The sequence below is a fragment of the Arthrobacter sp. SPT-J7 genome (genome assembly GCF_059089965.1).
Map to the genome: position 1 here is coordinate 1 of NZ_JBNHFF010000043.1, position 18526 is coordinate 18526.

The following is an 18526-nucleotide window of genomic DNA, read 5'->3' on the forward strand; positions in this document are numbered from 1 at the left end:
CCGCCACGGGTTTGGCGGCCCGGCACTACCCGGCAGACGGCCGGCGGGTCCTGGAAGTCCATGACGCCCGGGGCCTCACGGCGGGAAACTTTGCCCTCGATGTCGACGGCGGTCGGGCCGCCGTCGAGCGCCTGCCGGAAACGGCGGAAGCGGACCTGGCGCTGGATGTCTCGGCACTGTCCTCCATCTACCTGGGCGCCGTATGCCCCGTCACGCTGACGGCAGCAGGGCGGATCCTGGAAAAGACGGCCGGCACCGCGCGGAAGGCGCGGCAGATGTTCGCTGTCGAGCGGGCAACACACTGCCTCACCCACTTCTGACCGGTACACCCTGGAGCAGGAGTGCCGCTTTGACCCGTGTTGCGGGCAGCGACTAGACTAAACGGGCGTGTGTTACGCGTGCGCAGCCTTGGCTCGCATCTGAACGCCACGCAATCAGGATGACCCGGCAATCCGCCGCGCTCCGCCTCCAGGTCAGTACCCGGAAGTGGTGGTCGCCTGACCAACTAACTATCCACAACGGAGCCCCTACTACATGACCATCACCTCCACCGAGAAGCCCGGTACCCCCGTAGTCGCCATTAACGACATCGGTACCGCTGAGGACTTCCTCGCAGCTGTCGACGCCACCATCAAGTACTTCAACGACGGAGACCTCGTCGAGGGTACCGTCGTCAAGGTCGACCGCGATGAAGTCCTGCTCGACATCGGTTACAAGACCGAAGGTGTCATCCCCTCCCGCGAGCTGTCCATCAAGCACGACGTTGATCCCGGAGATGTCGTCTCCGTTGGCGATCAGGTCGAAGCCCTGGTGCTCACCAAGGAAGACAAAGAAGGCCGCCTGATCCTCTCCAAGAAGCGCGCTCAGTACGAGCGTGCCTGGGGTGATATCGAGAAGGTCAAGGAAGAAGACGGTGTTGTCACCGGTACCGTCATCGAGGTCGTCAAGGGTGGTCTTATCCTCGACATCGGCCTGCGCGGCTTCCTGCCCGCATCCCTCGTCGAGATGCGCCGTGTGCGCGACCTGGCTCCGTACATTGGTCAGCAGATCGAAGCCAAGATCATCGAGCTGGACAAGAACCGCAACAACGTGGTTCTTTCCCGCCGTGCATGGCTCGAGCAGACCCAGTCCGAGGTCCGCTCAACGTTCCTCAACAAGCTGGAAAAGGGCCAGGTCCGTCCCGGTGTCGTTTCCTCCATCGTCAACTTCGGTGCCTTCGTGGACCTGGGCGGCGTAGACGGCCTGGTCCACGTTTCCGAGCTGTCCTGGAAGCACATCGACCACCCGTCCGAGGTTGTCGAAGTTGGCCAGGAAGTCACCGTCGAGGTTCTCGAGGTCGACCTGGACCGCGAGCGCGTTTCCCTGTCGCTCAAGGCTACGCAGGAAGATCCGTGGCAGACCTTCGCCCGCACCCACGCCCTCGGGCAGGTTGTTCCGGGTAAGGTCACCAAGCTCGTTCCGTTCGGTGCGTTCGTCCGCGTCGAAGACGGCATCGAAGGCCTGGTCCACATCTCCGAGCTGGCAGTGCGCCACGTGGAGCTGGCAGAGCAGGTTGTCTCCGTTGGTGACGAGCTGTTCGTCAAGGTCATCGACATCGACCTCGAGCGCCGCCGCATCTCCCTCTCCCTCAAGCAGGCCAACGAGGGCGTCGACGCCGACAGCACCGAATTCGATCCGGCTCTGTACGGCATGGCCGCAGAGTACGACGAAGAGGGCAACTACAAGTACCCCGAGGGCTTCGATCCCGAGTCCAACGAGTGGCTTGAAGGCTACGAGAACCAGCGCGCCGCCTGGGAGCAGCAGTATGCTGACGCCCAGACCCGCTGGGAAGCCCACAAGAAGCAGGTTGCCCAGCACGCTGCCGACGACGCTGCTGCCGCAACGTCCGGTGACAGTGATTCCGGCACCACCAGCTACTCTTCGGAGCCTGCTGCTGAGTCCAACGCCGGTGCAGGTACGCTTGCATCCGACGAGGCCCTCGCCGCCCTGCGCGAGAAGCTGACCGGCAACTAATTGCCATAGGCCCGGACTCTCCGGGCCAACGCAACAGACCCCCTGCCTATAAGGCAGGGGGTCTGTTGCGTTAACGCAGCTGATGCGCGCCGTGCTTGCGGGGAACCAGGCACTTAAAGGACGACGACGGCGCCTACTGTCCCGGCGTCGTCGGGCGTAAGGACTGCGCCGACGGATGCCAGGACGCGCTCGGCGCCGAGGTTTCCCGTAAGGGTCCGCGCGGTAACCTGGGCGATGCCGGCGTTGCGGGCCTCACGGAGGACCAGTCGCAGCGCGGCAGTTCCGATGCCCCGGGACCGAAAGCTCCTGCCGAGCCAGATGCCCGTGTCGGCAACAGGCACACCGTCGCCGGACTCTACGCGGCGGAGGCGGATCGAACCGGCAAGGCTGCCGTCGGCGAGAATGCCCCACGATTTCTCCGCGGCATCTCCGTCCAGGCCCCGCGCGGCGGCGCGGTGATAGCTGAAGAACCACGCCGTGCGCTCCAGGTTCCAGCCCGGGCCGCCTACCGGGGGAGCCACCTCGTCGGGGGAGGCGTCGCGCTTGGCGAGTCCCAGGAGCTGATCCAACACAGCTTCATCCACGTCCACCAGTGACACGTCAGGGGAAGGCGACATCCACCCACTCCGTTCCTTCAGGCTGGAGCACGGCGCTGCCAGCGGTGAGCGACTGAAGGCGCTCTCCGGCGGCGGATATTTCACCGGCTTCGTCCGGCAGCGCCAGCCGCAGGACCGTGTGCTGCGCGCCGTAGCTGGTTTCCGCCATTACGAAACCAGCGGCCCGCAGGTCGTTTTCCAGCCTGCCGGCAGCAGCATGGGGCACTTCCGCGGAGCAGACCCGCAACCTGCTGCGGCGCACCATTGGCGCCAGGGAAAGCGCAGAGGACACGGACTCAGAGTACGCCCGTACCAGTCCGCCCGCTCCGAGGAGGATGCCGCCGAAGTAGCGCACGACGACGGCGCTCACGTCGCTGAGGTCGGCCAGCCCGGGCATCGTTTCCCTTTTGGCCAGCGCCTCAAGCATCGGGATGCCCGCTGTACCGGAGGGCTCGCCGTTGTCGCTGGAGCGCTGGATGTCCCGGTCGGGCCCGAGGATGAAGGCGGAGCAGTGGTGCCGGGCGTCGTGGAACTCGCGGCGGAGGCTGGCCACCAGGTCCCTTGCGGCTTCCTCGCTGTCCGCCCGGCGCAGCACCGTGATGAACCTGGAGCGTTTGATCTCGATCTCGTGGCGGAAGTCCGGACCGGACGCCAGGGTGGTGTAGGTGGTGGTCCTGCTGTCTGGCTCTTGCATCCGCCCCAGTCTAATTGGAGCCCCACCCTCGTGGGCCTACGAGGGCGGGGCCATTGGGCGAGCGCAGGGAGGCAAGGGGCACGGCGGGGGAATAGTGTTGGAGGGTGCTGAAGATCGGTCTGACGGGTGGAATCGCCTCAGGAAAGTCAGTAGTCGCGTCGCGGCTGAAGGAACGCGGGGCAGTGCTGGTGGATGCTGACGCGCTGGCACGGGAGGTGGTGGAGCCTGGTACGCAAGGCTTGCAGCGGATCGTGGCTGAGTTCGGCGACGACGTCCTGGACGCTGACGGGCGACTGGACCGGCCCAAGCTTGGTGCCTTGGTGTTTGGGGATCCTGCACGCCTCGCGGCGTTGAACGGGATCGTCCACCCGCTGGTCCGGTCACGTGCTGCGGCGATGGTTGGCGCCGCTGCCGTGGATGCCGTGGTGGTGCAGGACATCCCGCTGCTCGTGGAAACCGGCCAGGGCAGTGCCTTCCACTTCGTCCTGGTAGTGGATGCGCCGGAGGACGTGCGGGTGCAGCGGATGCTTGACCATCGCGGGATGAGCCGGGAGGCCGCACAATCACGCATGGATGCCCAGGCCAGCAGGGAGGACCGGCTTGCAGCGGCTGACGCCGTCCTCGATAACTCGGGCACCCTGGAGCAACTGGTGAAGCAGGTGGACGAACTGTGGGACGGTCGGCTCGCGCCATTCGCCCGGAACCTGGCTGCCGGGACGCGCGCAGCAAGGAACGGCGAACCTTTCCTGGAACCGTACCGGGAGGAGTGGGCGAAGCAAGCGGCCAGGATCGCGGCAAGGCTGACGACGGCGGCCCCCGCGATCATTCTTGCCGTGGACCACATTGGCTCCACCTCCGTTCCCGGGCTGGCCGCGAAAGACGTCATCGACCTGCAGGTGGTGGTCTCCAACCTGGACGCTGCAGACCGTGCTGCACCACTGCTGGCGCAGGCAGGTTTCCCTTTGGTGCCCGGCGTGGCTTCGGACACGCCCAAACCGACGGACCCGGACCCCCTGCAGTGGCAGAAGCGGTTCCACGCCAACGCCGACCCTGGCCGGCCGGTCAACATCCACGTCCGCGCTGCCGGCTCGCCTGGCTGGCGGTACGCCCTGATGTTCCGGGACTGGCTGCGGGATGACCCGCCCGCCCTCCGGCTCTATGCAGCCCACAAGGCAGACCTCGCGGGGCGCTTTGCCGGCTCGGGCAGCACCAGGGCGTATACCGAGGCCAAGGAGCCATGGTTCACGGATGTTGCGTGGCCGCGGATGTCCGCCTGGGCGGAGGAAACCGGGTGGGCTCCGCCGTCGTACCCATCCTGAGGCCGGTCCAATGCCGCGGCTGTTCGCCCGTAACGGACTAGCCTCCTCAGCGTCAGTGCCCCACGGTAAATTAGGACCATGAGCCTTGCGCAGGAGATCAACCGTGTTGTAGCCCCCTTCGAGGTCATCAGCGAGTTCAAGCCTGCCGGCGACCAGCCAGCAGCTATTGCAGAGCTGACGGAGCGCATCAAAAACGGTGAAAAGGACGTTGTGCTGCTTGGTGCCACCGGTACCGGCAAGAGCGCCACCACGGCCTGGCTCATCGAACAGGTCCAGCGGCCCACCCTGGTGATGGTCCAAAACAAGACCCTCGCGGCGCAGCTGGCCAACGAATTCCGTGAGCTCCTGCCCAACAACGCGGTGGAGTACTTCGTTTCGTACTACGACTACTACCAGCCGGAAGCCTACGTACCGCAGACGGACACCTTCATTGAGAAGGACTCCTCCGTGAATGAGGAGGTGGAGCGGCTGCGGCACTCCGCAACCAACGCCTTGCTGACCCGGCGGGATGTCATCGTGGTGGCTACGGTTTCCTGCATCTACGGCCTGGGCACCCCGGAAGAGTACATCGCCGGTATGGTTACCCTCCGCAGGGGCCAGGAGATGAACAGGGACGCGCTCCTGCGGAAGTTCGTTTCAATGCAATACACCCGCAATGACATGGACTTCCACCGCGGCACCTTCCGGGTGCGCGGCGATACTGTCGAGATCATCCCGATGTACGAGGAACTGGCCCTGCGGATCGAGTTCTTCGGTGATGAAGTGGAGAACATCTACACGCTGCACCCGGTGACGGGCGAAGTGATCCGCGAGGAAACCGAGATGTACGTGTTCCCCGCCTCGCACTACGTGGCCGGACCGGAGCGGATGACCCGCGCCATCAAGGCCATTGAGGATGAGCTCGCCGAACGGCTGGCCGTGCTGGAGGGGCAGAACAAGCTGGTGGAAGCGCAGCGCCTCCGCATGCGTACCACCTACGACCTGGAGATGATGCAGCAGATGGGCTTCTGCAACGGCATCGAAAACTACTCACGCCACATCGACGGCCGCGGCGGCGGCACCGCCCCGCATTGCCTTATCGACTACTTCCCGGATGATTTCCTGCTGGTGGTGGATGAATCCCACGTGACCATCCCGCAGATCGGCGCTATGTACGAAGGGGATATGTCCCGCAAGCGGACCCTGGTGGACCATGGCTTCCGGCTGCCGTCCGCCATGGATAACCGGCCGCTGAAGTGGGACGAGTTCCTGGAACGCATCGGGCAGACCGTCTACCTTTCCGCCACGCCGGGCAAATACGAGCTGGGCAAAGCGGACGGGACTGTCCAGCAGATCATCCGCCCCACCGGCCTGATCGACCCCGAAGTCATCGTCAAGCCCACCAAGGGCCAGATCGACGATCTCCTTGGGGAAATCAGGACCCGTGTGGAAAAGGACGAGCGGGTCCTGGTCACCACCCTCACCAAGCGCATGGCTGAGGACCTCACGGACTACCTTCTGGGCCACGGCATTAAGGTCGAGTACCTGCACTCCGATGTCGATACGCTGCGCCGGGTGGAGTTGCTGCGTGAACTGCGGATGGGCAGTTTCGACGTGCTGGTGGGCATCAACCTGCTCCGTGAAGGCCTGGACCTGCCGGAAGTCTCCCTGGTCAGCATCCTGGACGCGGATAAGGAAGGCTTCCTGCGGTCCTCCACGTCCCTGATCCAGACCATTGGCCGTGCTGCGCGAAACGTGTCCGGCCAGGTGCACATGTACGCCGACCGGATTACGGACTCCATGGCACACGCCATCGAGGAAACCAACCGGCGCCGTGCCATCCAGGTGGCCTACAACACTGAAAACGGCGTGGACCCGCAGCCGCTGCGGAAAAAGATCGCCGACATCACTGACCAGCTTGCCCGGGAAGATGCCGATACCCAGGAACTGCTCAAGAACAACCGCCTGACCAAGGGCGGCAAGCGGAAGGGTGCCGCGCAGGTGCGCTCCGACGGCCTCGCCGCAGCACCGGCTGAGGACCTGGTGGGCCTGATCGAGCAGCTGACTGAGCAGATGCATGGGGCCGCCGCTGAGCTTCAGTTCGAGGTGGCAGCGCGAATCAGGGATGAAGTCAGCGAGCTGAAGAAGGAACTGCGCCAGATGCAGGCCGCCGGGCACGCCTGACGCGATCATTGGCCCTGGGCGGCCGTGGCTGGCGACACGAAACGGGCGCGTGCGTGGCGGCACTTCCGGCTGGGGTACAGTTAAGGCCACGTAGGGGAGTATCCCGAGCGCTACGATCGTCAACACGCAGGGCATGGTTGCCCCGCCGGGCGTAGCGGGCCGCCACATCAGCACCAAGTGCACAGGCAGGCCGGAGAGACTTACACTGCATCCCTGTACCCTGCGAAAGGCTATTCTGTGCTCGATTTGCCCGTGTGGTTCGAGGTCGGCTCCTTTGTCGTCCTCGGCCTGATCCTCCTGATCGACCTTCTCCTCGTGGTGCGCCGTCCCCACGAACCCTCCATGAAGGAAGCCGGACTGTGGGTGGCATTCTATGTCACCCTGGCACTGGCGTTCGCCGGCGCCATGTTCGCCTTCACCGGCCCGGAATACGGCGGGCAGTTCGTCGCCGGCTGGGTGACGGAATACAGCCTTAGCATCGACAACCTGTTTGTCTTTATCATCATCATGGCCAGGTTCTCCGTACCCAGGAAGTACCAGCAGGAAGTGCTGATGGTGGGCATCATCATCGCCCTGATCCTGCGCGGCATCTTCATCCTGCTCGGCGCCATCGTGATCGAGCAGTTCAGCTGGGTGTTCTACATCTTTGGCGCATTCCTGCTCTGGACCGCCTGGAAGCAGGCCCAGGATGAAGGCGAAGACGAAGAAGACCGGGAGAACCCGCTGATTGCCAAAATCCGCAAGGTCATCCCCATGTCCGAGAAGTTCGACGGCGGCAAGCTGCGCACCACGGTGGACGGCAAAAAGGTCTTCACTCCGATGCTGATCGTGTTCATCACCATCGGCCTTACGGACCTGCTCTTCGCCGTCGACTCCATCCCCGCAATCTTCGGCCTGACCCAGAGCCCGTTCATCGTCTTCACTGCGAACCTGTTCGCCCTGATGGGCCTGCGCCAGCTGTACTTCCTGCTGGGTGGCCTGATGAACCGCCTGATCTACCTGAAGCACGCACTGTCCTTCATCCTGGCGTTCATCGGCGTGAAGCTGGTGCTGCACGCAATGCACGTCAACGAACTGCCGTTCATCAACGGTGGCCAGCATATTGAATGGGCTCCCGAGATCCCCACCTTTGTGTCCCTGGCCGTCATTGTCGGCACCATCATCATCGCGGTTATTGCCAGCCTCGTCAGCTCCAAGGCCAAGGAAGCCCACCTTGATGCCCGCCTCGAGGAAGACATTCGGAAGAGCCACAGCGACGTCGATTAGTTCTTTCGGCTTCTGAAACACCGGCAATCCCGGCCGCCTGCGGCCGGGATTGCCGGCTTTAAAGCAGCCCTATAACACCTGGACGCCGAGGACTATGCTCTGATCATGGCCGGCACTTTGACGGAAAGCGGAGTGCGCCAGGTGCAACGCCGCACCGTGGTGCTGCTGAGTGCAGCCCAGGTCTTTGGCGGGATCGGGACCGGGGCCACGGTTTCCATCGGTTCCATCCTGGCCGTGGAGCTCTCAGGATCAGCCGCGTGGGCTGGTGCCGTCGCTACGGTTATGACGTTGGGCGCCGCACTGGCTGCCTTGCCCCTTGCGTCCCTGGCTGACCGCCGCGGACGCCGGATTGGCCAGGTGGCGGGGCTTTCGGCCGCACTGTTGGGCACCCTGCTGATGGTGTTGTCCATTGTGTGGGGCGTTTTTTTCCTGCTGGTGCTCGGTGCGGCCGGTATCGGAGTTGGCACGGCGGCAAGCCTTCAGGCGCGGTTTGCCGCCGTAGACCTCGCGGAGGCCGAGCACCGGGGACGGTCCTTGTCCGCGGTGGTCTGGGCAGTGACAGTCGGCGCCGTGGCCGGGCCCAACCTGATCCACCCCGGCACTGTGGTGGGCGACGCGCTCGGCCTGCCGCCCGTGGCCGGTCCGTTCGTGATCTCCGGGGCCGGACTCCTCGTGGCCACCGTGCTGCTCTTCGTCGGCCTGAGGCCCGACCCCCTGCTGCTGGCACGTAGCCTCGCAGCCGCGGCGGCCCCCGCCCAAGCCGTCTCTCCAGGTCCGGGGGGTCTTCAGGCGGAAGCTTTACGCGTCCCCGCCCCTTCAACCCCGCCGGGCGGGTCCTTGGCCCGGGGGATGCGGGCCATCCGCGGCTCCCGGATGGCTCTGCTTGCCGTATCCGCGGTGGTCGGGGCCCACGCTGTGATGGTGGGCGTTATGTCCATGACACCGCTGCACCTGCAGCACCTCGTGGAAGGGCCGGCCGCCTCACATGCCGGCCACACGGCGTCGGGCGATGTGCTGGTGATCATCGGATTCACCATCTCCCTGCATATCGCGGGCATGTTTGCGCTGTCACCGGTGATGGGCTGGCTGACGGACAAGGCGGGCAGGACCGAAACCATCATGATCGGCTTCGGTTTGTTGATTACCGCGGCCGCCGTCGCCGGGCTCGGCCAGGGCTCCACCGCCGCGGTCGCTGTGGGGTTGGTCCTGCTGGGCCTGGGCTGGTCCGCGTCCACCATCTCGGGCTCCACGCTCCTGGCCGAGAGTGTCGGCCAGGACTCCCGGGTGGTGGTCCAGGGTGTTTCGGACATGCTGATGGGAATCGCGGGAGCGGTGGGCGGGGCCTTGTCCGGCCTGGTGCTTAGCCACGCCGGCTACCTGGGGCTGAACTTGGCGGGCGCGTTGGTGGGAGCGGTGGTCCTGGCCGCCGCCGCCGTGACGGTTGTGGCACGCAGGCGGGGCACCCTGGTTCCGTAGTTGAGAGAGCAAACGTCAGCCGGGGGCGCGTGCCATTCCCAGCAGACGGGCAAAAATCCCCTCACCGTCGTCGGCGATTCCGTCGTGATGGAAGTCCGGCGTCTCCCAGACGTGCAGCCCCCGGACCGCCGAGGCCGTCTTCAGGGACAGGTTCCGGTCCACGTAAATGTCATCCGAGTAGACGGCCGCGGCTACGGGGACCGCGTTGGCAGCGAGCCGGTGAAGGTCGTAGAGAGGTTTCCAGTCCGGCTTCGCCGCCAGCAGCGCTGCCACCTCGCGGAGGGGCCGCAGGGCGGGGTCCTGGTCGAAATACCACGGGTACACCATTTCGCCGGTAAGCAACAAGGGTTCCGCGTCCGGCCCGAACTCCGGATACTGACGCAGTACCCGCCAGGCTGACCAGTCCGTGGCTCCGCCCTGCCCGTAGATGGACTCATGCATCAGGGCATACAACGGGTTGGAGCGGCGGGACACTATCCCTTGCATCTGTTCCAGGAAAGTGTCCGAAAGCCTGCTGCCCCCGGCGGCCTCGGTGAACGCGTCCTCCAGCAGGTAGTGCAGGCAGTCCACCCTGGTGTTGCCGCCCAGGAACGCCCCCGCCATCTGGAAGCGCTCCACCGTGAGGGGGCCGCCGTCGGGCAGGAATTCCGGCGTACTGCGCAGATGGCGGGCAATCCGCTCAACCATGGCCCGGTCCTCCGGGTACCAGCCGAAGTATTCCGCGTTTCGTGCTGCCACGCGTTTGAAGGTAGCGCGGTACACGTCGTCAGCGGAGCCGGCCAGCGGGGCAAGGCCACCGGTGATGAGCACTTCCCTAAGGCCGTCAGGGGCGAAGGAAAGGTAAGTGAGTGCACAGAAGCCGCCATAGCTCTGCCCGTAGATGCTCCAGGGTCCCGAGCCCAGTGCGCCCCGGATCAGTTCGGCGTCAGCCACGATCGAATCAGCCCGGAAGTGCTCCAGGAAGGCGGCCTGCTGCTCCGTCGTGCCGCGCAGGGGCAGGGTGTTCCGGTCAATGGGGGTGGAGAGCCCGGTGCCGCGCTGGTCCAGCATCAGGATCCGGAAGTCCTTCGCTGCGGCCTTGCTCCAGCCGCCCAGGGAACCGAACCTGTTGCCGCGGCCGCCCGGACCGCCCTGCAGGAACAACAGCCACGGCAGCTCCGCGGCGTCCTCCTCACTGTGCGAGCTTGAAACGTGTTCGCGGGCGAAGACCGTGATGGTTTCCGGATTGGGGGACACCGCAAAGTGGTCCAATGGCACCGTAAAGAAGTGCTCCACCGTCCGCATGCCGCGGAATTCATGCCTAGCCCTGACCTCGTGCCGCACCTGACGGCGGGCGGCAGCCACCTGCACGTCAGCCATTGGCGGCGGCCGGCACAGCGCTGCCGAACTGCTCGAGGGCCTGGCCCGTGAGGCGGAACGTGGACCAGCCGTCCATGGGCCGGGCACCCAGTCGGCGGTAGAAGTTGATGGACGGCTCGTTCCAGTCCAGCACGCTCCACTCCACCCTCGCATAGCCGTTCTCGACTGCGATGCCGGCCAGGTGCTGCAGCAGCGCCTTGCCGTGGCCCTCGCCCCGGGCCTCCGGGCTGACGTAAAGGTCCTCCAGGTAGATCCCGTGGACACCTTCCCACGTTGAGTAGTTCAGGAACCACAGGGCAAAGCCGCGGACCTCGCCATGATCGTTCTCAGCCATGGCCGCAAAGACCCTCGGGTTCTCGCCGAAGAGAACCTGCTGCAGCATCTCCGGGGTGTTGCGGACTGCGTCCGGTTCCTTCTCGTAGTGCGCCAGTTCGTGGATCATGCGGAGGATCGCGGGCACATCTTGCGGGGTTGCAGGGCGGATTACACTCATTGTTCGAGCTTACCGCCGGGACCGTGCCGCCGCAGTCAGTCCACCCTCCAATGCTGGTCGGCGCGCACGGTCAAAGCCGGTTCACGTCCGTCACGCGCACCACGGCTGTTCCGGTTTCATCCGAGGCTTCCAGGTCCACCTCGGCGGAGATTCCCCAGTCGTGGTTCCGGGCGGGGTCGTCAAAGATCTGCCGGACCTTCCATACACCCGGCTCCTCATTGATGATGAGCAGTCCGGGGCCCCGGGCATCAGGGCCCGTGCCGATGTCGTTGTGTTCGTCGAAGTAGTCATCCAGGACGTCTTCCCAGCGGTCGGCGTCCCAGCCCGCACCGCCGTCCAGCTCGCCCAGGGCCCCGGCGTCCTCCTCCGCGAACAGCTCCACCCGCCGGAACATCTCGTTGCGCACCATCACCCGGAAGGCGCGGATATTGGAGGTGAGCGACGGCGGCGGAGGCGGCGGTGCATCGTGCGGGGTGGGTACCGCGCCGGATGTCAGTTCCTCCCACTCGTCCAGCAGGCTGGAGTCGACCTGGCGGACCAGTTCGCCCAGCCAGGCATTGAGGTCTTCCAGGTCCTCCCGCAGCATGTCCTGCGGCACGGTTTGCCGCAGCGCCTTAAAGGCATCGGCCAGGTAACGCAGGACGATGCCTTCTGAGCGGGCCAGGCCGTAGAACTGCACGAACTCGCCGAAGTTCATGGCACGCTCGTACATGTCCCGCACCACGGACTTTGGCGCCAGCTCGAAATCCCCCACCCAGGGGGCGGCCTTGCGGTACACCTCGAAGGCTTCGCGCAGGATCTCAGCCAGGGGCTGCGGGTACGTCACTTCCTCCAGCATCGCCATGCGCTGGTCGTACTCGATGCCGTCCGCCTTCATCGCCGCTATCGCTTCACCACGGGCCTTTTTCTGCTGGGCAGACAGGATTTGGCGCGGCTTTTCCAGCGTCGCCTCGATCACGGACACAACATCCAATGCGTACGACGGCGACTCCGGATCAAGGAGCTCCAGCGCAGCGAGTGCGAAGGGGGACAGCGGCTGGTTGAGCGCGAAGTTGGGCTGCAGGTGCACGGTGAGACGAACAGTGCGGCCATCGGGCCCCTGCTGTTCCGGAGGGATGCGCTCCACCACCTCGGCGGCCAGCAGTTCACGGTAAATGCCCAGCGCCTTCTTCATCAGCTGCAGCTGGGATGACCGCGTCTCGTGGTTTTCCGTCAGGAGGCGGCGGGCAGCCGCAAAGGGGTCGCCGGGCCGTTCCATCAGGTTCATCAGCATGGCGTGCGTCACGGTGAAGCTGGACGTGAGGGGCTCCGGCACCGATTCGACGAGCCGCTTGAAGGTAGGTTCGCCCCAGGACACAAAGCCCTCCGGCGGTTTTCTCTTCACCACCTGGCGCAACTTCTTCTGGTCGTCCCCGAACTTGGCGGTTGCCTTGGCCATCGCCTTCACGTTCTCCGTAACGTGCTCGGGTGCCTGGACCACTACCGTCCCGGCGGTGTCGTAGCCGGCTCGCCCGGCCCTGCCGGCAATCTGGTGGAACTCACGCGGGTTTAGCAGCCGGGTACGGACGCCGTCATACTTGCTCAGAGCGGTCAGGAGCACAGTGCGGATGGGTACGTTGATGCCCACGCCCAGGGTGTCCGTGCCGCAGATGACCTTCAGGAGGCCTGCCTGGGCCAGCTGTTCCACCAGCCGGCGGTACTTCGGGAGCATGCCGGCGTGGTGCACCCCAATGCCGTGGCGGACCAGACGGTTGAGCGTCTTGCCGAAACCGGCGGCGAAACGGAAATTGGCGATCAGCTCGGCGATCCTGTCCTTCTCCTCGCGGGTGCAGACGTTGATGCTCATCAGCGTCTGCGCGCGGTCGATCGCCTCGATCTGGCTGAAATGCACCACATAAACCGGCACCTGCTTCGTGGAGAGCAGCTCCTGGAGCGTCTCGTGCACAGGGGTCTCGTGGTAGTAATAATGCAGCGGAATGGGCCGCTCCGCCGAGCTCACCGTCGTGGTGGGCCGGCCGGTCAGGCCGGTCAGGCCTTCTTCAAACCTGCTGACGTCGCCCAGCGTGGCGGACATCAGGAGGAACTGGGCCTGGGGGAGCTCCAGCAGGGGCACCTGCCACGCCCAGCCGCGCTGCGGGTCCGAGTAGAAGTGGAACTCGTCCATGATCACGGAGCCCAGCTCCGCTGCCGCCCCTTCCCGGAGCGCCGTGTTGGCCAGGATCTCCGCCGTGCAGCAGATAATGGGCGCGTCCTGGTTGACACCGGAATCGCCGGTGATCATGCCAACGTTCTCGGCACCGAAAATGTCGCAAAGGGCAAAGAACTTTTCCGAAACCAGGGCCTTGATCGGTGCCGTGTAGTAGCTGCGCCGGCCCTGGGCCAGGGCCTGGAAGTGGGCGGCAATGGCCACGAGGGACTTTCCGGAACCGGTGGGCGTGGCCAGGATGACGTTGGCCCCCGTAGCCAGCTCCATAATCGCTTCGTCCTGCGCAGGGTACAGCTCCAGCCCCCGGCTTTCCGTCCACTCAACGAACCGGGTGTACAAGGCGTCAGGATCGACGGCGGAAGCCGGCAGGTCCCCGGCGGGCAGAAGGGGCAGCTGGTCAACGAGTTTCATTGATTTCCAGCTTAGTGCCCGGACGCGGCCGGAAATCCGCCGCCTGCGGGTTAGGCTTCGGCGTACCTGCAGAACCAGAACGTGGAGACAGATGACATGAAATGGGATCCGGCAAAATACGTCCAGTTCGGCGATTACCGTGACAGGCCGTTCTTCGACCTGACGGGCAGGGTCCACGCAGAGTCGCCGGTGCAGGTGGTGGATCTGGGGTGCGGACCGGGAAACCTCACCGCCACCCTCGCGGAGCGCTGGCCTGACGCCGACGTTGTAGGGTTGGATTCCTCGGCCGAGATGCTGGCCAAAGCCGAAGCAGTGGCCAAGGGAACGCCGTCCCTGCGGTTCGGCCTCATGGACATAGCTGAGTGGATGCCATCGGCGGAAACAGGCGTGGTGGTGAGCAACGCAGCACTGCAGTGGGTCCCCGGCCACCAGGACATGATGCGTTCCTGGCTGGGGGTGCTCCGTCCGGGCTCCTGGTTTGCCATGCAGGTTCCAGGAAACTTCAACGCACCGTCCCATGTGCTGATGCGGGGGCTCGCCGGGTCCTCCCGGTGGGCGCCGAAACTGCGGGGGGTGCTGCGGGGCGGCGAGTCGGTGGGCGAACCTGCCGACTACCTTCGAATACTGCTCGACGCCGGCTTCGTTGCGGATGCGTGGGAGACCACCTACCAGCAGGTGTTGCCCGGCCCGGATCCAGTGCTGGAGTGGGTCCGCGGCACTGCCTTGCGGCCCGTCCTGGCGGCCCTGCCGGCCGAGGAGGGCGCCGACTTCGAAACCGAATATGCGGCAGCCCTCAGGGAAGCATACCCTGCCGGCCCCCACGGAACCGTCTTTCCCTTCCGCAGGATTTTCGCAGTAGGGCGCAGGAGCCATTGAGGTACGTCCATTCGTTGGATGTTCTTCACACAGCGTCAGGGCGTGTGACACCAAAAGGTAAGTGATGTGGCTTACAATTGCGGAATTGGCCGAGGGGGAGGCGTTACCGCTTTTGGCGGCTTCCCTGACCGCAGTGGAGGTATGTGCTGATTGCATTGATGAGGCGGCTGTTGGCGGACCACAAGCTTGCCGTGACCGCCATCGTTCTCCTGCAGCTGGTTCAAGCGGGGGCGAACCTCCTGTTGCCCACCGTTAACGCCGCGATCATCGACGACGGAATCGTCGCAGGCAAAACTGACGTGATCTCCCGCCTGGGTACAGTGATGGCCGTGATCGCCGTTCTCCAGGCGGCGGCCGCCGTCGCAGCGGGGTACCTCGGAGCCGTTGTTGCGATGAAGATGGGGCAGCAGCTGCGGCGGGAAATCTTTGCAAGGATCCAGTCGCTGTCATCCCAGGACGTTGCGGTCTTCGGGACACAGAGCCTGACAACCCGCGCCACCAACGACACCCAACAGGTCCAGGCGTTCGCTGTGCTGGTGTTCACCATGCTGGTAGCCGGACCGGCCATGGGGGTGGGGGGAGTGGTCCTGGCGCTGCAGCAGGACGTGGCACTGTCTTCGGTGGTGATCATCATTGTGCCGTTGCTCCTGCTGATCATGTACTTCATCGTCCGGAAGCTCATCCCGCTGTACCGGGAGGGACAGGACCTGCTGGACCGTGCCGGTGGAATCCTTCGGGAGCAAATCATCGGCGCCGGTGTCATCCGCTCCTTTGTCCGCCAGGATCATGAGGTGCGCCGCTTTGCCCGGATCAACGGCAGCCTCACTGCGAATAACCTCCAATCCGCGCTGCTGGTTGCCGGCATGCTCCCGCTGGTCATGTTGGTGGTCAACACTTCCTCCGTGGCTGTGGTGTGGTTCGGGGGACACCGGATCCAGGCCGGACTGATGAACATCGGGGCCTTAACAGCGTTCATCGCTTATATCCTGCAGATCCTGGTGGCCATCATGATGTCCATGTATGTCCTGATGACGGCACCCCGCGCAGCGGTCTGTGCCGAGCGGATCAGCGCCGTACTGGACAGCGAGCCGTCAGTACGGGAGCCACTGGAGCCAAAGGCCCTCCGCCCGGTGACCGTGGACAGTCCCGCGACTGCCCCTGGCGTCCAACCTGACCGTACGGTGCCTCCCGGGACCTTGGAGTTCAGCGGCGTGGGCTTCTCCTATCCGGGTGCCGAGGAGCCAGTCCTCGCCGGCATCAGCTTCACCGCCCGGCCGGGCACCACAACAGCGATTGTTGGTTCCACCGGCAGCGGGAAGTCCACCCTCCTCAACCTGATCCCGCGCTTCTTCGATTCCACGGCTGGAAGCATCTGCCTGGGGGGCGTGGACATCAAGGACGCTTCCCTGGACGACCTGCGCTCCTCAATGGCAATAGTTCCCCAGCATTCGCACCTCTTCACGGGCACCATCGCCGACAACCTTCGCATCGCTGCCCCGGACGCCACGGACGAGGAACTCTGGGCGGTCCTCGAAACCGCCCAGACAATGCGCTTCATGCGGGACCTGCCGCTGGGCCTTGCCACGCCGCTTGGCCAGGGCGGCACTAACCTCTCGGGTGGCCAGCGGCAGCGGCTGTGCATTGCCCGCGCCCTGCTCCGGAAAACATCCCTGTACCTGTTCGACGACAGCTTTGCCGCCCTGGACTATGACACGGACACCAGGCTGCGGCAGGCCCTGCAGAACACCTTGGCCGGGGCGACGGTGATAGTGGTGGCCGAGCGCATTTCTGCCGTTGAAGAGGCGGGGTTGATCCTGGTGCTCGACGCTGGCTGCCTCGTTGCACAGGGGACGCACCAGGAGTTGCTGGAGACATCCGCCACCTACCGCGAAATAGCCGACTCCCAGCTGGCACTGGACGGACCGGCATGACTGAGGCGAGCGCCGGCGAGCAGACCCCAGTAAAGTTCTGGCCCACAGCACGTCGGCTCCTTGCCTTGCTGCGGCCTTTTCGCCGGCGCATGCTGGGCGCAGTTGCCGCCACCTGCGCCTTCGCCGGGCTGAACGTCGCCGCGCCCAAGTTTCTCGGTGACGCCACCGACGTCGTGGTGGACGGCGTCCTCCGCGGTTCCTTGGACGAGGAAGGACTTGGAGTCCTCCTCGGGTGCGTGGCGCTGATGTATGCCTGCGCTTCCCTTTTCAACTGGATCCAGGGAGCGCTTTCCGCCCAGTCGGTACAGGGCCTGATGTACGGCCTGCGGGAGTCAGTGGAGGAGAAACTGCACCGGCTGCCAGTGAACTACTTTCGGGAGCGCTCCAGGGGCGATGTCCTCAGCCGGGCCACGAACGACATCGACAACATCACCCAGGCGCTGAACCAGCTCCTCACCCAACTGATTATGTCCTTCCTGCTGCTGTGTGGTGCGCTGGCCATGATGCTGTGGATATCGCCGCTGCTGGCGGCGATTGCCATCGCGACCATTCCCTTTTCCACGCTTATCACCGTGCTGGTGGCCAGGAATTCCCAGGCACAGTTCGCCAGGCAGTGGACCGAAACCGGCGAACTCAATGCGCACGTGGAGGAGTCTGTCACCGGCCACGAGGTCATCAAGGCGTTCGGGCAGCAGTCGCAGGCAGTGGAAGTCTTCGCCAGGAGCAACGAGCGGCTCGCGCGGGCTGCCACCAGGGCACAATATTCGGCCGGGATTGTGCAGCCATTGATGGTCCTGATGTCCAACCTCAACTACATCGCAGTGGCAGTGGTTGGTGCCCTCCAGGTGATTGCCGGCGCCATGACCATCGGTGGCATCCAGGCCTTCATCCAGTTCAGCAGGCTCTTTACCCAGCCTGTGGGCCAGATCGGAGGCATGCTCAACCTCATGCAGTCCTGCGTGGCTTCAGCAGCGCGTGTCTTCGCCCTGCTTGATGCGGCAGAGGAGCCTGCGGACCCGCCGGCACCGGGGACGGTCGCCGCCTCGCACGGTCGCATCGTTTTTGATGATGTGACGTTCAGTTATCCGGACGCAGCGCCGGCTGTCCGCAACCTCACCTTTGCGGTGGAGCCGGGCCGGACGGTGGCGATTGTTGGTCACACCGGTGCCGGCAAAAGCACGGTGATCAACCTCCTGCTGCGGTTCTGCGAACCAAATTCAGGACGGATTACCATCGACGGAACGGACACTGCGGCCATGTCCCGGGACCTGTTGCGGGGGCAATTCGGCGTGGTGCTCCAGGACGCGTGGCTCTTCGCCGGCACCATTCGGGAGAACATCGCGTATGGAAATCCGGGAGCTGCAGAAGCCGACATCCTGGCGGCGGCCGAGGCCAGCTACGTGGACCGCTTTGTCAGGTCCCTGCCCCACGGGTATGACACGGTGCTGGACAACGGCGGCGACGGCCTGAGCCAGGGCCAGCGGCAGCTGATCACTATCGCCAGGGCCCAGCTGGCCGGCCGGGCGGTACTGATCCTCGATGAAGCAACAAGTTCAGTTGACTCCAGGACAGAACTGCTGATCCGCCAGGCCATGCAGCGGCTGCGCCGCGGCAGGACCAGCTTCGTTATTGCGCACCGTTTGTCCACCGTGCGCGACGCTGATCTAATCGTGGTCATGGACCACGGACGCATCGTTGAGCAGGGCACCCACCAGGACCTCCT

14 protein-coding genes are annotated in these 18526 nt (G+C 64.9%); 9 read left to right on the plus strand and 5 right to left on the minus strand.

What is annotated here, in order from left to right; all coding sequences use genetic code 11:
• Positions 1-320: sterol carrier protein domain-containing protein (locus tag AC5RWX_RS21135; RefSeq protein WP_494098270.1), on the plus strand; the 320-nt coding region annotated here is incomplete at its 5' end.
• Between the two features lie 214 nt (positions 321-534).
• On the plus strand, positions 535-2013 hold the full coding sequence (gene rpsA / locus AC5RWX_RS21140; RefSeq protein WP_013600871.1) for a 30S ribosomal protein S1: 1479 nt from the start codon (positions 535-537) through the stop codon (positions 2011-2013).
• A 113-nt stretch (positions 2014-2126) separates the two neighbouring features.
• Here rpsA and AC5RWX_RS21145 read toward each other — a convergent pair whose 3' ends face one another.
• Both AC5RWX_RS21145 and AC5RWX_RS21150 read right to left on the minus strand, forming a co-directional pair.
• Positions 2127-2630: a GNAT family N-acetyltransferase gene (locus AC5RWX_RS21145; RefSeq protein WP_494098271.1), complete on the minus strand. Its 504-nt coding sequence runs from the start codon at positions 2628-2630 to the stop codon at positions 2127-2129.
• Positions 2614-3303, minus strand: a complete 690-nt coding sequence (locus AC5RWX_RS21150) for an IMPACT family protein (RefSeq protein ID WP_494098272.1) — start codon at positions 3301-3303, stop codon at positions 2614-2616. The genes AC5RWX_RS21145 and AC5RWX_RS21150 overlap by 17 nt, the downstream gene beginning before the upstream one ends.
• 104 nt (positions 3304-3407) lie before the next feature.
• Here AC5RWX_RS21150 and coaE point away from each other — a divergent pair, with 104 nt between their 5' ends.
• From coaE to AC5RWX_RS21170, 4 genes are all read left to right on the plus strand, one after another.
• Positions 3408-4622 (plus strand): dephospho-CoA kinase, encoded by a 1215-nt coding sequence (gene coaE, locus AC5RWX_RS21155; RefSeq protein ID WP_494098273.1) that lies wholly within the window; start codon positions 3408-3410, stop codon positions 4620-4622.
• Positions 4623-4700: 78 nt separating this feature from the next.
• Positions 4701-6785, plus strand: coding sequence for an excinuclease ABC subunit UvrB (gene uvrB, locus AC5RWX_RS21160; protein WP_494098274.1), 2085 nt, complete (start codon positions 4701-4703; stop codon positions 6783-6785).
• Positions 6786-7022: 237 nt separating this feature from the next.
• A complete protein-coding gene (locus tag AC5RWX_RS21165; protein WP_494098275.1) occupies positions 7023-8051 on the plus strand; it encodes a TerC family protein in 1029 nt (342 codons plus the stop codon).
• A gap of 105 nt (positions 8052-8156) precedes the next feature.
• Entirely contained in the window at positions 8157-9527 is a 1371-nt protein-coding gene (locus AC5RWX_RS21170) for an MFS transporter (RefSeq protein WP_494098276.1), read from the plus strand.
• 15 nt (positions 9528-9542) lie between these two features.
• Here the strand turns inward: AC5RWX_RS21170 and AC5RWX_RS21175 are convergent, their stop codons facing one another.
• The 3 genes from AC5RWX_RS21175 to AC5RWX_RS21185 all read right to left on the minus strand — a co-directional run bounded on the left by AC5RWX_RS21175 (position 9543) and on the right by AC5RWX_RS21185 (position 13996).
• Positions 9543-10886 (minus strand): alpha/beta fold hydrolase, encoded by a 1344-nt coding sequence (locus tag AC5RWX_RS21175; protein ID WP_494098277.1) that lies wholly within the window; start codon positions 10884-10886, stop codon positions 9543-9545.
• A complete protein-coding gene (locus AC5RWX_RS21180; RefSeq protein ID WP_494098278.1) occupies positions 10879-11379 on the minus strand; it encodes a GNAT family N-acetyltransferase in 501 nt (166 codons plus the stop codon). Before AC5RWX_RS21180 ends, AC5RWX_RS21175 begins: the two co-directional genes overlap by 8 nt.
• A gap of 70 nt (positions 11380-11449) precedes the next feature.
• Positions 11450-13996: a DEAD/DEAH box helicase gene (locus AC5RWX_RS21185; protein WP_494098279.1), complete on the minus strand. Its 2547-nt coding sequence runs from the start codon at positions 13994-13996 to the stop codon at positions 11450-11452.
• A gap of 96 nt (positions 13997-14092) precedes the next feature.
• Between AC5RWX_RS21185 and AC5RWX_RS21190 the strand changes: the two genes are divergently transcribed.
• The 3 genes from AC5RWX_RS21190 to AC5RWX_RS21200 all read left to right on the plus strand — a co-directional run.
• Positions 14093-14872, plus strand: a complete 780-nt coding sequence (locus AC5RWX_RS21190; RefSeq protein WP_494098280.1) for a trans-aconitate 2-methyltransferase — start codon at positions 14093-14095, stop codon at positions 14870-14872.
• 158 nt (positions 14873-15030) lie between these two features.
• Complete coding sequence (locus AC5RWX_RS21195) at positions 15031-16803, plus strand: ABC transporter ATP-binding protein (protein ID WP_494098282.1); 1773 nt, start codon at positions 15031-15033, stop codon at positions 16801-16803.
• A partial coding sequence (locus AC5RWX_RS21200) for an ABC transporter ATP-binding protein (RefSeq protein ID WP_494098281.1) occupies positions 16800-18526 on the plus strand: 1727 nt, incomplete at its 3' end. The genes AC5RWX_RS21195 and AC5RWX_RS21200, both read left to right, overlap by 4 nt.

What these genes read in the sequence shown, in the direction of transcription:
- AC5RWX_RS21185 (WP_494098279.1), bottom strand. Translation starts at nt 13,996, where the DNA reads ATGAAACTCGTTGACCAGCTGCCCCTTCTGCCCGCCGGGGACCTGCCG.
- AC5RWX_RS21190 (WP_494098280.1), top strand. Translation starts at nt 14,093, where the DNA reads ATGAAATGGGATCCGGCAAAATACGTCCAGTTCGGCGATTACCGTGAC.
- AC5RWX_RS21180 (WP_494098278.1), bottom strand. Translation starts at nt 11,379, where the DNA reads ATGAGTGTAATCCGCCCTGCAACCCCGCAAGATGTGCCCGCGATCCTC.
- AC5RWX_RS21195 (WP_494098282.1), top strand. Translation starts at nt 15,031, where the DNA reads ATGAGGCGGCTGTTGGCGGACCACAAGCTTGCCGTGACCGCCATCGTT.
- AC5RWX_RS21170 (WP_494098276.1), top strand. Translation starts at nt 8,157, where the DNA reads ATGGCCGGCACTTTGACGGAAAGCGGAGTGCGCCAGGTGCAACGCCGC.
- AC5RWX_RS21150 (WP_494098272.1), bottom strand. Translation starts at nt 3,303, where the DNA reads ATGCAAGAGCCAGACAGCAGGACCACCACCTACACCACCCTGGCGTCC.
- AC5RWX_RS21175 (WP_494098277.1), bottom strand. Translation starts at nt 10,886, where the DNA reads ATGGCTGACGTGCAGGTGGCTGCCGCCCGCCGTCAGGTGCGGCACGAG.
- AC5RWX_RS21145 (WP_494098271.1), bottom strand. Translation starts at nt 2,630, where the DNA reads ATGTCGCCTTCCCCTGACGTGTCACTGGTGGACGTGGATGAAGCTGTG.
- rpsA (WP_013600871.1), top strand. Translation starts at nt 535, where the DNA reads ATGACCATCACCTCCACCGAGAAGCCCGGTACCCCCGTAGTCGCCATT.
- uvrB (WP_494098274.1), top strand. Translation starts at nt 4,701, where the DNA reads ATGAGCCTTGCGCAGGAGATCAACCGTGTTGTAGCCCCCTTCGAGGTC.